The organism is Photobacterium sp. J15 (genome assembly GCF_963870815.1).
Classification (GTDB): domain Bacteria; phylum Pseudomonadota; class Gammaproteobacteria; order Enterobacterales; family Vibrionaceae; genus Photobacterium; species Photobacterium marinum.
In genome coordinates, this window is record NZ_CAWMUI010000002.1 from 1256730 (window position 1) to 1271534 (window position 14805).

Consider the following 14805-nt stretch of genomic DNA (forward strand, 5'->3'; position numbering starts at 1 on the left):
TCAAGAAAATGTTCTGAGGGCAAATTATGAGAAGATTCAGGGACAAGTATAAAGATGAAAACTAACAATCTGAATTAGTTTGGCGAATATGATTGCCACCGTCACTCTTCTTACCCTGAATTAATAATGAACAGCCAAAAGGGAATCCATTGTTATAATCAGCAACCTGACTTAGTGAAAACAAAGATAAAAGTCAGATTGGCGGAAGGAGCAGGAATCGAACCTGCCAAAGCCTATTCAGCTCACGTCGGTTTTGAAGACCGGGAGGGCCACCAGACCCCATCCACTTCCGCATTATTATAGGGTGTAAATGATTATAAAAATAAGCAAGTAATCATCATTTCAACCCCGATATAAACTACACAATTTAGTAACTTATATACTTTTATATCGATATTCCAACGCTAACATTTTGTAATAAAAACTGCGTTAGAGTTGGCGGAAGGAGCAGGAATCGAACCTGCCAAAGCCTATTCAGCTCACGTCGGTTTTGAAGACCGGGAGGGCCACCAGACCCCATCCACTTCCGTGTTTCGATGGGTGTAATTTAGCGCATAAGATCATGATTTAAAAGTAGTTGAATTATGATTTGTGACTTCATCAGCAAACACAAATAAATATAAAACCAGTTGCCTATTTGGTTAACTGGTTAACATTTTTTGATTTAATTAATCGGTAGTCCCTTTCTCAATTTTCGAGAATAAACACACAATCAAAACATTTTATTCACAAGCATAATCAAATTAACAATATCCCCATTCAAATATGTAATGATAGAGATTAGTTTTACTAATATTAATAAGCAGTAGCAAAAAACAAGAGCTGAAGCCGCTAATATCAACTCCAGTTCCATTATAATAACAGCAACCAATTGAATATTTTATAACCAACAGAACAGTTCTTATTGTAATTTGATGAAACTATTCGTTTAGGGACAACATTGTGAGATACGACAAACTCGAAATTGTCAGCAACAACCCAAGCATTGCTGAATTAAACACTCAGGTTAAATTAACTCAAAGAAATAACATTAATGACGTACTCATGTTAGTAAGGGATAAGGTCCACCTTGGTGGAAAACTTATTTCCCACCCGTTAGCAGGAAGTGTTAAACCTCATGAAACGCCATATCGCAGCATTCTTATTTTAAACAGCCAGGAAGAACTGGATATGGATTCTCTGGATAAAATTGAGCAGGCAATAGAACGCTACCAGATCCTCTGTAAGACGAATCCGAAGCACCTGACTCTGACTGAAGATAAGATAAATGCCAACTTCCCGGTAAAACAAAGTTCAGATTTTCAATACATTGATTTGCAGCTCATTAAGTCATGTCTAAACTCGCTTGGCTTTAAGGGACTGAACTAACTTTACGCTTCCTACTTCTATTTTGCTTTTCTACTATTCGGCTCCCCGTGTATGCGGGGAGCTTTCTCTCCTTCCCTTCAAAGTAACCTCTCTGCTCTACCTTTGTTCAGTAATCTGTATCCTCTAAACTTCAGCTCTAAGCTTGGCCTTATATTCTCGCTACAGACACCCAGACACAAAAAAAGCCAGCCGATAACTGGCTGGCTTTAGTGCTTTCACATCTACCTGAAGAGGTAATTAGAACACGGTTTGCTCATCAATCTTAGTCTGAAGCGCATTTAGTGCTTTCTCAACTAGCTGACGACGTGCGTATTTCTCTTCTTTTGGCTGCATCTTTGGATCACCCAGTGGGTGAGGGATCGCAATTGCAGGAACAATACGGTTTGCACCAACTGTTTTAGAGATTGGCACAACAGTTAGAACGTGAACTACAGGCATTACTTTTTCGATTTCTTTTAGCATCGTTGCGCCGCAACGGGTACAAGTGCCTCAAGTGGAAGTAAAGATAGCAGCTGTAACACCGGCCTTCTGCAGTTTCATCGCAATCTCAGCGCCGTATTCTTTCGCCTTCGCGACCGCCGTACCATTACCGACCGTGGTGTAGAACATGTCATGGAGGCTACCGATAACTCCTTCTCTTTCCATGTCTCGCAACACGTCGACTGGAAGAACTCGGTTAGGGTCTTGGTTGCAAGCAACTGGGTCATATCCGCCGTGTGCTGTTTCATGAGTCTCTGCCGTTAGCGCTTCAAGACCAGCAATGCTGTATTCACCGTACTTAGAAGCACTTGATGATTCAATATGGTCTGGGTTGCCCTTAGGAACAACACCGCCTGAAGTAACAAGCGCAATCTTAGCTGTGCTCATCATTTCAACTGGTGGCTGAGGTTCAACACGGTCAAATGCCGGCATTGGGTATTCTGTTGTGAACTCAGAACCGGCAAGCTTGGCAATCAACAAATCAACTGCACGCTCTGCACCACGTTTTTCAGCAAAGAAGTTTAGGCGGATACCGCGAGGCATATAGCCAGCTTCTTCTGGTGATCCTAGTTCGCCATCTGTTTCAACATAACGGTTAATCAGTTTAACCATCGCAGGAATAGCTTTACGCATGCTTGCTGCGCTGTTGCCTGTTTCAACCATGTAAGCGTACTGACGGAACAGTTCGTAACCAGGGTTTTCAGGGTACATACCTGTGATAGTAGTGATGCCCATTTCGTGAGCAACTTTAGCTACCGTACCACAAGCCATGCCGTAACGGCCGGCGTTGAAAGCAGGACCGGCAATAACCAAGTCAGGTTTCAGTGATGCCAGAATTTCCTGAAGGTTATGGCAGCACAGGCTTTCATTTTCGTTGAAGTATGAGTCACCACAAACAATGGTATGAGTAACTTCAGCCTTTTCACCCAGCATGGTGTTAACCTGAGTACCAACACCGATGGTGCCCTCAGTCACTTCCATTGGAGTGTGGGCCATTTCTTCGCCACCTTTCTGAGCGAAGAACTGGTTCAAATAGTAAACGACTTTCAATGTCATGTGAGTATCCTCGCTTAGCTTGCTTTGGTGGTCAGGTTATGGTAGCCAAGTTCACTGGTTGCGCTAAGAATAGCTTGTATCTCAACCGTGATAGAGCCATCTTCATGCAAGCTGCCCTGGAAACCACCAGCAACCATATCAGCGTAACGGTCGTGACCGATCACTTTGTCCATTGCAGGAAGTGTTACCAACTGGTTTGCGTTACCGTTAGTAACTACTGCGTCTGCACTCTTGTGAGAGTCAGCAAGTGACTGGCTTTCACCGTTCTGACCAGCGTATTCGTCAGTCAGCAGAACTGTCTTGATACCAGCAGCTTCTAGCTTGGCACAGTTCATCATAAGGTCAGCGTCAGGGTTACCGAAGCCTTCCTCACTAACGATTGCTGCATCCCAGCCCATTTGCTTAGCAAGCTTAACAACGTAGTTAGAAGAACGTTCTTTATCACGCAGAGTCACGTTTTCGTTAGTGACAATTACGCCCATGAAGTTGTACTTCGAACCGTGGTGACGGTACAGGTCATAAATAACCGGGCTGTTTTGGTGAACAAAACTGGTGTTCTTATCACACGCAGATACGCAGTTACCACTGATGATTGCGCCATCCATTACTTCTGTTGGGTACAGCAGTGTTGGCAACATGCCTTTCACATCAACACCGTAGCAGTAAGTGTCGTGTAGAAGGCCTTGGCTCTGAAGCATGTAAACATAACCAACTTTTGGCAAGTTAGGATACTCAGCAGCCTGCTCCAGCAGAGGCTTAGTTTCGTAAGTGTGGATCTCGTCTGGCTCTACATCAGCAGCCAACTTACCAATCCAGCGACCTGCTTCCAAACCAACCAGACGAAGTACACCTTCGTGATCGTACTGGTCGCAAGAGTCATCCACTTCACACTGGATAACCAGGTTCATGGTTGAGGAGAATGGAGTGTAATCTGCACCAGGGCCGCTCATATCCAGGATACCTTCCTGGAAACCGACAACCTCACCAGTAGTGATAACAGCCATACCTTTCAGAACGTGTGTACGACCTTCACCCACCATTGCTTCTTCACCTAGGTGACGTCCAGGGAAGATGCTACCTGCACCACTCACTTTCACGCGAGGTTCAATCGCATCTTTCACTGGCATGATGCGGATGCTGTCACCAGGTTTCGCGATTGATAGCTCAATAGAGCGGATACGGTGATCCAATTCTGACAAGTAGCCGGTCAGGGCTTGCTGATCGATCACCACGGTGTTTTCTTTTACTTCGCTCACCGGCCCGAAAGCCAGATCGCGAACATGAATGTTGCCTAGTTCGAGTTTCATTTATATCTCCAAACAAGCGTCAATTGGGTTCAGGGCGGCTTCAGGAAACCTTAATGCCGCTACCGTTTTCGGCGTTGCCGACAACCCAACATGGTTCTTCACAATTGCTAAATTCAGTCAATAAAGCATCCAGACAATCTTTAGGTACAGCTGCCAGCAAGCCGCCGGAAGTTTCCGGGCAACATAGCTTGCTATGCCAGATTTCATCCAGTTCAGAGGCAAACTCAATATCTTCCTTGTAGGCATCCAGGTTGCGCTTAGCTCCGCCTGGGAACAGGCCTTGCTCGGCGTAATCTTCAGCTTCAGTAAGGAACGGTACCTGTGTTGCGTTAAAGTGCATGCACACTTCGCTCTTTTCAGCCATTTCTAATGCATGGCCTAACAACGAATAACCAGTCACATCAGTACAGGCTTTCACCGGATACCGGGCAAAAATCTCCGCCGCTTTACGGTTAAGCTTTTTCATGCTGTCTGTTGAGGCTTTAATCGCCTTCTGACTCGCCTTACCCCGTTTTGCAGCGGTTGAAATCAAGCCGGTACCAATTGGCTTGGTCAGTACCAGAACGTCGCCGTTTTCAACGGCAGCTTTGGTTTGCACTTTGGAAGGATGAATTGTACCCATGACAGACAAACCGAATTTTGGTTCGCTGTCTTCGACGGTGTGACCACCGACCAATACCGCGCCAGCTTCACGGACTTTCTCCGCACCACCTTTGAGGATCTGGCCAACGATCTCTTCAGGAAGATCACCGGGAACACAAAAGATGTTCATTGCCAATGTTACCTGTCCGCCCATGGCATACACATCGCTCAACGCATTTGCGGCGGCAATGGCACCAAAGTCGTACGGGTCATCAACGATTGGAGTAAAAAAGTCCAATGTTTGAATCACAGCAACATCGTCAGTGATTTTGTAGACGGCAGCATCATCACTTACCGTCAACCCAACCATCAGATCAGGATATGCTTGTTGGGGAAATAGGGGTGAAATGGAACGCAGAACCTGCGCCATGGCCTTAGGGCCAATTTTAGCGGCTCACCCAGCTTTTTTGGTCATCTGCGTCAGACGTACTACTGAATCTGTCATTTCTAAATCCTTACAGCGGACGGCAAGAGCGCTACTCTCCGAGCTGCCGATTTCGCGCTCACGTTTATTTCTTTCTATTACTATCGAATTGGACTGGCTGGAACCTTGTCAGGCTTTGCCGGTATTAACCAATGTATTTCGCTTCAGTTAACACTGCTTTGGCCTGTTCCAAATCTTCTTTTGCAACCAGTACGATAGGACCAGTACAGCCCATACCTGTGCGGGCAAAAATGTTCGCTTTCCACAGCACCTGGCAGGCATCTTCAATCTCAAGGATATCGATACCGCCGATGTCTGCGTCTGTCACCTTCTCAGGTGGCGCGGTCACTTCAGCCTTCGCTTCTGTTGGTTGCTTTGGCTGCTTGTACTTAGCCAGCGCGCTATTCAAACCTGCCAGTGATGCGGCTTCCCACTCTTCATCGACACGCTTCATAACATTCCCTTTTGCTGCGTCAGCACACAATCTCATGGCTCCTGCCACAACCGGTGCGCCAGACGCTCTCGAGATGATATTTACCAGCTTGTCTGCGCCCTCACCCAAACCAGGACCGTAGCCGTAGCCTGAAGCTTCGTAGCTACCACCAGTGGTAAAGGATGAGAACATCTTCATCAGAAGGTTACCGGTCAGGCTGTCTGTTACCATGACATCAGGTGTACCTTGCAGCAGGTCGTTACCGCGCATTGCGATGCCGCCGTCAGCACGTGCTGACTCTGCAAAGTTGATGTCATAACCCGCATCGGCCAGTTCACGCAGGCTTCTTTCGCACAACGCTTCGCCATCAATGTTCAGCACACCAACAGTTGGCTTTTCAATGCCGCAGGCTTTCGCCAACGCAATACCGTAGATGGTATTTTTCAGCATCGCTGCCTGACGGTTGGTATCAGAGGTACCGGTAGTTGATGCGATAATCATTTCGCGACCGATACCAGGGGTAACAACTTTACCCATGGTGCTGACACCCAGCGGGAAGGCATAGTGCAAAGTTACACAGCCATCAATTTTCTTGTCGGCAAACAGTTTTTCCATCACCTGGTGGCATTCGTGCAGGTCCGCTGCCGGATAGCACTCAAAACCACAGTCAGGACCTTCGCAACCGATGAGAACAGGTTCGATGTCGCTGTACTGGCGAGCGGCCAGTTGAGCACCACGAAGCAGTTCTTCAGGGCCATGTTCGCTACCAGCCAAAGTCAGGCCGATACGCAGTTTCTTACCGAACTGCCCACTCAGCAGGCCATCAGCCATGGCGTTGAAGGTGTCGGAAAGTTGTCGATTGATGTTACTCATAGCAACCTCCGATTACTGCTCGCCCTGTTCACGATTAAGCAAGTTCTCAGCTACATCACGCATTGCCTGAGCAACTACCTGTTTAACCTGAGCCTCGTCGAATACTTCACTCTGCTTGCCGCTGTTCTTCTGAACAACAAAGCTCAGACCATCGAACAGGTTAGTCATACGGCCAAGGAACAAGCTGCCCTTACCGACCATCATGAAGTTGTTGATGTCGCCGTTCATGATCATTTCGCGGCCGAAGCCAAGGAACGGAACACCTGACGGGATGTGGCCCTGAGTTGGCGCAAAGCCAGTCATACCGTGTTCCTGAACGAAGCTAGGAAGCTGAGTACGTTCCAGTTGGCCTTCTTTCACTGCCAGTGCCGCAATCATCTTATAGTTTGATTCTGGCACGTTACCTGCGCCGGCAGGCTTAGTGATTTCAGGGTTTTGCATTTCGACGGAGTATTTGTCGACATCTGTCATTGCCATACCGGCTGCTTTCAGCGGGTTGGCAATCAGCGCAGTCATTACTGCCTGTGGAGATGAACCAGTACCGATCTGGTGACGACCCACGATATCAGTGTTGATTTCAGGGCTTACGCCATCGTTCTCGCTAACCAGGCAGGCAAAACCAGCCAGGCAGTCTTCCAGAACCGGCATGTCATGTTTAACATGGTCACGGCCGTTCATGCCCAGTTTGGCAACTGCGCCACCGGCGACAACCATAACATTCTTGAAGATACCCGCTTTAACCAGTGCTGAAGCCTGAGTCATTGCGTGTGCAGGTGCTGCACAGAAACCACGAACGTCAGAGCCTGATGCCATGGTACAACCAACAACTTCACCGATAGCTTTAGCAAAGTTACCGCCACCGCGCTGGTTAATATCACCGCATGCTTCTTCTGAACATTCAATGATGTATTCAACCGACTCAAGATCGATGCCCTGCTGCTTCAGGTGCATTGCAGACATTACACCGGATGCCTTAGTACAAAGGTTTTCCAGCATGATGTGTGCAGACAGGTTTTCATCTTCGTCGTGTGCTGCTTTCACACAGCCCGCAAGTTCACCGTTCATCATCAGCACTTCAGCCTGATGATTCTCAGCCATCGCCAGAATCTCATCTTTTGAGATTACCTGATGACCAGCCATCAAATCGACGTCACCGTAAAGTGGGTGGTGGCTGATCTTTTCCTGGTAGGTTTCGATGAACTCAGGGGTAAAGTAAACCAGGTTAAACACGTCAACGTGGTTTAACATGGCGTAAAATAGTTCCTGGCAGTAGATTTCACCGAACTTGCCCTGCTGAGAAGTATGTTCTTTATTCTCATACCAAGGCTGTGGGATCTCTGCTAATTGCTGGGGGGTAAGGTTACCGATATAACACTGGTTCGCTGGGTATGATACAACATCTTCGTATGGGCGAAGGTGAGCGTTCAGTTGCTGCAAGTAGCTGTCTGACGGGTCTTTTGCCCGAGTCTGTACTTGCACAGAACCGTGTTGAATCAACACATCTGGGGTATGGGCGAGCACGTAGCTCACGCCTTTAATTACTGCGTATCCCATTGTTACTCCTGCATCCGAGCCGGATAAAAGGTTCGAACCTGCCTGTTGGAAAACAGATCCGAACCAGCATTGAGATATACTTATGCTAATGCAGTTTCGCTGCGGTATTGTTGCATTTCCGCTTTGATAGCATCGACATCAAGTACCATTTCCATCATTCCAACCTGCTCTTCATAAACAGCCGGATCGACGGCATTTTTAACTTCGTCTTCAACCACGTGATAACAAGAAAGTCCTAACTGGACTCCCGCCAATGGTCCTGCAAAAGTCGGATCGCCGGTGGTGACGGTTTCGCAAGCCAGGCCAGAAGCTTCTGCTTCTGCGCCACCCAGAATCACAACCAGATTCTCGGCGCCTTTTTCATCGGCTAGGGCTTTAATCCGCTTTTGGTTCTCAAGATCCATTGCGCCAGCGCTTGTTCAGACGAAACATTCTGTAGTAGAGAAAGCAACGTGAGCACCTGTAGTTTTCATGCAAGCTTCGATTGCCTGACCAGGTACGCCATCGCGGTCTCCGAGAATGATCACTGTCTTATTAGCGAACACAATCTTTCTCCCGATTAAACATACTTACCAAATTGCTCACGATACTCTTTAACCTCTGCCACGATGGCATCGACATCAAGTACCATTTCCATCATGCTTACCTGCTCGTCGTAGACTGCAGGATCCACATTGTCTTTAATTTCCGGCTCAACCACATGATAACAAGAGAGTCCTAACTGGACTCCGGCTAATGGTCCGGCAAAAGTAGGATCGCCGTTTGTAACGGTTTCACAAGCCAGGCCTGAAGCTTCTGCTTCAGCGCCACCAAGTACGACTACCAGATTCTCTGGGCCGAACTCGTCAGCAAAACCTTTAATCCTCTTTTGGTTTTCCAGATCCATAGCACCTGCGCTGGTTCAGACGAAACACTCAGTAGTGGAGAATAGAACATGTGCGCCAGCAGATTTGATACAAGCTTCGATAGCCTGTCCTGGTACACCGTCTCTGTCTCCCAAGATAACTACTTTCTTATCTTTGAGCATTTTTCACTCCAAGGGTACAGATTACTAAGGTCATGTTAGGCAGATAACTGCGATAACATGGGTTTAACTAAAAGCGTGGGAACAAGAATAAATCCTCAAACACCATGCTTTTTATTTGTGCCAACAGGTCAGATAACCTATTAAATACAAATTCTTTCTATCAGCCTCTCTGCGAGACCGGTTCAGCCTTACGCTTTTTCAGCGATGAAGCTTTCTACTTCTTGTGCGATCTCTTCGATCTCAAGCTCTTCACCAGATAGGTGCTTTACTTTTTCACCGTTCTTGTAGAAAACGATTGAAGGCAGGCCCATCACTTTCTGCGCCATAGCCAAACGGCGGTTGCCCTGAATGTTCAGCTTGCAGAATTTGATGTCTTCGCCGTATTTCTCAGCCAGTTTCATTACGTCTGGCATCAGTTCAATGCAGCGGCCACAGTTTTCGCTCCAAAAATCAACAAGAACGACGCCTTCAATATTCACTTCAGAATCGAAGTTCTCTTTGCTTAATTCGATCATTGTTTTTCCTTAATACAGAGTTTCTAACTCAGCGATATCCTTCACATCCACACGCTTGGCTTCCTGCCCAGCGTCAAATCGAATTACGACCGGCACTTCTTTTACATTGAAGCGGTTGGCAATGTTCTGGCTCTTATAGGTATCGATAGTCACCACACGCTGTTCAGGGTGCTCTTTACAATGCTCTTCAAGCTCGTTGATTACATCAAGGCTCTCTTTGCTCAGCGGGTTCCAGAATGCCACCATTGCAGTGCCGCCAAACTCAGCCACAGACTTGCGCCAGTTTTCTTCTTCTTCGATGTAACGGTCTGCTGCTACTGCTGCTACCGCACCATCACCGGCGGCTGTTACTACCTGACGCAGGAATTTATCGGTTACGTCACCAGCCGCGAAAATACCCGGTACGCTGGTTTCCTGCTTCTCGTTGGTGATCACATAGCCTTGCGGAGTCAGTTCAATCAGATCCTTAACGAAATCTGTCTTCGGCACAGTACCGACAAACATGAACACACCGTCTGTAGTCAGTTCACTGATTTCACCTGTTTTCAGGTTCTTCAGTTTCACACCGTTAACCAACTCATCACCGCAGATTTCTTCCACCACAGAGTTCCATACGAACTCAATCTTATCGTTGGCGAAAGCCTGTTCCTGAGCGGTACGATCCGCATCCAGAATGCCCTGATCATGCAGTACAATCATGGTGACTTTGTTAACGAACTTGGTCAGGAATACGGATTCTTCAACCGCAGTGTTACCTGAACCAACTACCACAACATCCAGTTCTTCATAGAAGTCTGCATCACACGTTGCACAGTAAGAAACACCTTTACCACGGAACTCCGATTCACCCTTGATGCCAAGGATTCGAGGTGTTGCACCGGTTGCAACGATGATACTTTTAGTCTGGAACTCTTCACCTTTGCTGGTTTTCAGTGTTTTGATGAAGCCGTCTTCAGCGATGCTGATATCTGTGATCAAACCGCGGGCAAACTCGACACCAAACTTATTACAGTGGTCACGGAACATATCCATCAGCTGCGGACCAGTTGCTTCCAGAATGCCTGGGTAGTTTTCCATTTCGCTTGTTGTTGCTGCCTGACCGCCTGTATTGCGCTTATCTTCAATAATAAGCGTCTTCATTTTTCCGCGGGCTGCGTAAACACCGGCAGACATACCGCCTGAGCCACCACCAATAATTATGACATCGTATAGTTCTGACATATTTTTCACCGATTTTTATTTTCACTAACACATGTCATCTAAACCAAACTCAGCATCTATATAAGGCTTTATTTATTTGGACTAGTTATGACACTTCAAAACAAATCAGTTTTACAACGCAGACCTATTAAGCCCTGCGGTAAATGCAAACAGTGATTTATGTCATAGTTCACTTGTTAGCATTTTAAATTTGATAGCCAAAGGACTGTCATTATCTATTGGGTGCTTTATATATGTTGTCTTTAATTCCTGTCGAGATAACTTCTTATCCTTAACAACTTGAAGGCGATTATAATTAGTAATGTTTATTTTTTTGTGAGCAATGCCCTGTTGCAGGATAAAAACTCTGAGAATTAGACATTTATGATACATAGGTCATATGTTTTTAGCTGTTTAGGCAATATATGAGTCATCATGACCCTGCTTTTAGTTATAAAAAACAAATAATTTGACTACGATAGGAAACTTTTGCCCTTATAGTAGTCAATATTGCCAATTTTCTCTGGCACATTAATAACTTACGAAAAAACTCAACACAGGTCACATTTCATCCCAGACCCGCCACTGCATTAGTATTTCTAATATCAAAAATTAAAAAATATACTGGTTCAGTTGCATACCAAACCAACAATGTCCCACTGATTTAATTTCACGCTCAAATTATTAAACATTCCTAATAAAATAGTATTCTTTTCTCATAAAAATCAATTTAACCGTCAAGCAATAAAACATAGAAGATACGGGATAGAGCGGGGTATTTTTGAATTTGAAATGCTCTTGGTGATTTTTTTATCTCAAACCCATCAAAACAACAAAACAACAAATTAAATATCACCTTATCAATATCCACATTGAGGATTATTCCGCTGTTATTTGTTCTATAAGAAGATAGTGCTCACAAAAAGATAAGTTAATAGAATGATAATCTCCGCTCCGAATGTTCAACACATACATTTGGAGTTATGCAATGGAAACGCTGGAATTCAAAAATGGCTGGCTCAACCTCAAAGATGAACAAATTGAGGCTATCAATCATTTTTGTAAAAACTACAAACACTTTTTGAATATCGGAAAAACCGAACGCCAATGTGTTAAAGCAGCAATAAAAGAAGCTGAACAACATGGCTTCCGCCCTATCAATGAATTCGAAGAATTAAAAGCAGGCGACAAAGTCTACTTTATCAATCGTAATAAAAACGTTGTATTGACTGTTGTCGGTAAACGTCCGATCAGTGATGGTATCCGCTATGTCGTTTCCCATATTGATTCCCCTCGTTTAGACATCAAACCAAATCCAATCTACGAGAAAAGCGAACTGGCTCTGATGCGCACCCACTACTACGGTGGTATCAAGAAATATCAGTGGGCTTCCCGTCCGCTTGCACTACACGGTGTTGTTGTCACCAAGTCCGGTCGCACCATTGATATTGCTATCGGTGAAGATCCACAGGATCCAGTATTCACTATTCCTGATCTGTTACCTCACCTTGATAAGAAAGTTCAGCGTGAACGTAATGCAGCAGAAGTTCTGAAAGGTGAAGAGCTGCAAGTTATCGTCGGCTCTATCCCTATGGAGTTCGAAGATAAGAAGATCAAAGATAAGGTTAAGCATCATATCCTAACCAAGCTGCATGAAAAATATGACTTCACAGAAGCCGATTTTATTTCAGCAGAGTTGATGCTGGTACCTGCAGGTAGCGCTCGCGATGTAGGTATTGATGAAGGTATTGTCGGTGCCTACGGACAGGATGACCGCATCTGTGCTTACACCTCACTTGAAGCCATCCTTGATATTGAAACACCAGAACAAACTGCAGTTTGCTTCCTGGTAGATAAAGAAGAAATCGGTTCTACCGGCTCTACCGGCCTTGAATCCCGCTACCTGGAATTCTTCACAGGCGAACTACTGGTACGCCAAGCTGGCAACAAGTATAACGACCAAATGCTACGCCGCTGTCTGTGGAACTCCTATGCCCTGTCTTCTGACGTAAACGCCGGTTTGAACCCACTGTTCGAATCTGTTCACGATGCTCAGAATGCCTCAAAACTGGGTTACGGTCTGGTTCTGACCAAATACACAGGTCATGGCGGTAAAGTTGCCTCCAATGACGCAGATGCTGAATACGTAGCATCTCTGCGCCGCATCTTCGACGACAACGAAATCAGCTGGCAAACAGGCCTACTGGGCAAAGTTGACGAAGGGGGTGGCGGTACTGTTGCGAAATACTTGGCTCACTACGGTATCAACACTATCGATGCCGGTGCTGCCATTTTGTCCATGCACTCCCCGTTCGAGCTGGCTTCCAAGTTCGATATCTATGAGTTGTACCGCGCTTACAAAGCGTTCTACATCCAGGCATTTTAGTGCTACGGCACTAATGGAGACTAAGTTATGAAAAAACGTCATCCGTTAACCTTTTATATCCTTTGTTCATGCCAGTTCTGGTGGGCTTTGTCGTTCTACAGCCTATGGGCAATTCTGCCGGTATTCCTCGGTGATGAACTGGGTATCGACCAGAAAACATCCTTTGCAACTTTCGGTGCGTTCGCCGCACTGGGTGCCGCTATCCTGTTCATTGGTGGCTGGCTTGCCGATAAAATCTTAGGTGCGAAACGTACTCTGGTCTGGGGTTTCTTCTTCCAGGGCCTGGGTTACTTCATCATCGCCTACTCTGCAATCACTGCTCAGCCACACTTCGTATTCATTGGTCTGGGTACTGTAGCTGTTGGTCGTGGTATTGGTAGTGTTGCGCCTCCGACTATCATCGCAGCATCTTATGACAAAGATGACCCGCGTCTTGATGGTGCATACACCCTGTTCTACATGGTTAACAATATCGGTGCATTCCTGGCTCAGCTTGGCGCGCCTATCATGGCTTACAGCATCGGCTGGACTTCAGCGTTCATCCTGTCTGCTGTGGGTATGACAGTTAACGTTGTTACTTACCTTCTGTTCAACAAGAAGATCAAAGAAGCAACCGAAGCCGACAAACATGCTGTACCGTTCAAAACCAACAGCCTGTTCCTGTCTGGTGTATTGCTAGCCATCGCAGCAGCAAGCTACTTGCTGACTAACCTGCCACTGGCTCAAGCCGTACTGGGTATCGCAGCTCTGGTTATCCTATTCCTTATCATGAAGGAAATGAAGAAAGAAGCACCAACCAGCCGCAAGCGTATGGTTGTTGGTCTAGTTCTGATGGTTCAGGCTCTTGCATTCTTCGTACTGTACAACCAAATGCCAACATCACTGAACTTCTTCGCCATCAACAACGTTGAAGCAGAAGTATTTGGTATCGCGGTCAACCCGGTTTCTTACCAGTCACTGAACCCAATGTGGGTCATCTTCCTGAGCCCGATTCTTGCCCACATCTACACCACTCTGGGTGAGAAAGGCAAAGACTTATCTATGCCAGGTAAGTTTGCACTTGGTATGCTGGTATGTGCTGCGGCTTTCGGCTGCGCTGGCTTCTCTCAGTACTTCGGCGACGAAAACGGCATGTTGAACCCATTCTGGATTGCAGCACCTCACTTCCTGTTTGCTATTGGTGAGCTGCTAATCTCCGCGCTGGGTCTGTCTGCTATCGCTAAGCTGTTCCCAAGCCGTATCCGTGGCTTTATCTACGGTGCATGGAACATGACGCTGGCAATTGCCTCCGTAGCCGGTGCCTGGGTTGCTGGCCTGTCTTCATCTGGCGAAGTTGAAATGACACCAGTTGAAAGTTTGGCTTCTTACGGTAACTACTTCTTTGCGCTTGCTGCAGCATCAACAGTTGTGGGTATCGTCTGTGTTATTATTGCTCCTCGCCTCAACCGTCTTATCGAAGCAGAGCCAGAAGCAGAAAAAGAAGAAAGTCTGCAAACTGCATAATTTCATCTTTGACTTTAAAACTATTAAGCGAGAGCTC

12 protein-coding genes and 2 tRNA genes are annotated in these 14805 nt (G+C 46.2%); 3 read left to right on the forward strand and 11 right to left on the reverse strand.

Annotated features, from left to right (window positions below; translation table 11 throughout):
* Positions 1-199 precede the first annotated feature (199 nt).
* Both AACQ93_RS22660 and AACQ93_RS22665 read right to left on the reverse strand, forming a co-directional pair.
* Positions 200-291: transfer RNA gene (locus AACQ93_RS22660), tRNA-Sec, on the reverse strand.
* A gap of 145 nt (positions 292-436) precedes the next feature.
* A tRNA-Sec gene (locus AACQ93_RS22665) sits at positions 437-528 on the reverse strand.
* A 414-nt stretch (positions 529-942) separates the two neighbouring features.
* Between AACQ93_RS22665 and AACQ93_RS22670 the strand changes: the two genes are divergently transcribed.
* Positions 943-1368 (forward strand): GrdX family protein, encoded by a 426-nt coding sequence (locus AACQ93_RS22670; RefSeq protein ID WP_064609103.1) that lies wholly within the window; start codon positions 943-945, stop codon positions 1366-1368.
* A 237-nt stretch (positions 1369-1605) separates the two neighbouring features.
* On the opposite strand, the gene grdB is transcribed toward AACQ93_RS22670, so the two are convergent.
* The 9 genes from grdB to trxB form a co-directional block, all read right to left on the reverse strand.
* Positions 1606-2904 (reverse strand): glycine reductase complex selenoprotein B, encoded by a 1299-nt coding sequence (grdB, locus tag AACQ93_RS22675; protein ID WP_083882318.1) that lies wholly within the window; start codon positions 2902-2904, stop codon positions 1606-1608.
* 14 nt (positions 2905-2918) lie between these two features.
* On the reverse strand, positions 2919-4211 hold the full coding sequence (locus AACQ93_RS22680) for a glycine/sarcosine/betaine reductase component B subunit (protein WP_007464087.1): 1293 nt from the start codon (positions 4209-4211) through the stop codon (positions 2919-2921).
* Positions 4212-4251: 40 nt separating this feature from the next.
* Positions 4252-5298: a selenide, water dikinase SelD gene (selD, locus tag AACQ93_RS22685; RefSeq protein ID WP_083882317.1), complete on the reverse strand. Its 1047-nt coding sequence runs from the start codon at positions 5296-5298 to the stop codon at positions 4252-4254.
* Between the two features lie 124 nt (positions 5299-5422).
* The gene (gene grdD / locus AACQ93_RS22690; RefSeq protein WP_064609105.1) at positions 5423-6583 is read right to left on the reverse strand and encodes a glycine/sarcosine/betaine reductase complex component C subunit alpha; all 1161 of its coding nucleotides are present in this window, start codon (positions 6581-6583) and stop codon (positions 5423-5425) included.
* 12 nt (positions 6584-6595) lie between these two features.
* Entirely contained in the window at positions 6596-8137 is a 1542-nt protein-coding gene (grdC, locus tag AACQ93_RS22695; protein ID WP_007464080.1) for a glycine/sarcosine/betaine reductase complex component C subunit beta, read from the reverse strand.
* Positions 8138-8217: 80 nt separating this feature from the next.
* Positions 8218-8682 (reverse strand): glycine/sarcosine/betaine reductase complex selenoprotein A, encoded by a 465-nt coding sequence (grdA, locus tag AACQ93_RS22700; protein WP_157097639.1) that lies wholly within the window; start codon positions 8680-8682, stop codon positions 8218-8220.
* 14 nt (positions 8683-8696) lie between these two features.
* Entirely contained in the window at positions 8697-9164 is a 468-nt protein-coding gene (gene grdA, locus AACQ93_RS22705) for a glycine/sarcosine/betaine reductase complex selenoprotein A (RefSeq protein ID WP_083882316.1), read from the reverse strand.
* A gap of 188 nt (positions 9165-9352) precedes the next feature.
* Positions 9353-9679 carry a thioredoxin TrxA gene (gene trxA, locus AACQ93_RS22710; protein WP_007464076.1) on the reverse strand — a complete coding sequence of 109 codons (327 nt, stop codon included), beginning with the start codon at positions 9677-9679 and terminating at the stop codon, positions 9353-9355.
* A 9-nt stretch (positions 9680-9688) separates the two neighbouring features.
* Positions 9689-10900: a thioredoxin-disulfide reductase gene (trxB, locus tag AACQ93_RS22715; protein WP_064609107.1), complete on the reverse strand. Its 1212-nt coding sequence runs from the start codon at positions 10898-10900 to the stop codon at positions 9689-9691.
* A gap of 967 nt (positions 10901-11867) precedes the next feature.
* On the opposite strand from trxB, the gene AACQ93_RS22720 reads away from it, so the two are divergent.
* Together AACQ93_RS22720 and AACQ93_RS22725 are read left to right on the forward strand one after the other, a co-directional pair.
* Complete coding sequence (locus tag AACQ93_RS22720; RefSeq protein ID WP_064609111.1) at positions 11868-13265, forward strand: aminopeptidase; 1398 nt, start codon at positions 11868-11870, stop codon at positions 13263-13265.
* Positions 13266-13292: 27 nt separating this feature from the next.
* Entirely contained in the window at positions 13293-14768 is a 1476-nt protein-coding gene (locus AACQ93_RS22725) for an oligopeptide:H+ symporter (protein ID WP_007464070.1), read from the forward strand.
* Positions 14769-14805 lie beyond the last annotated feature (37 nt).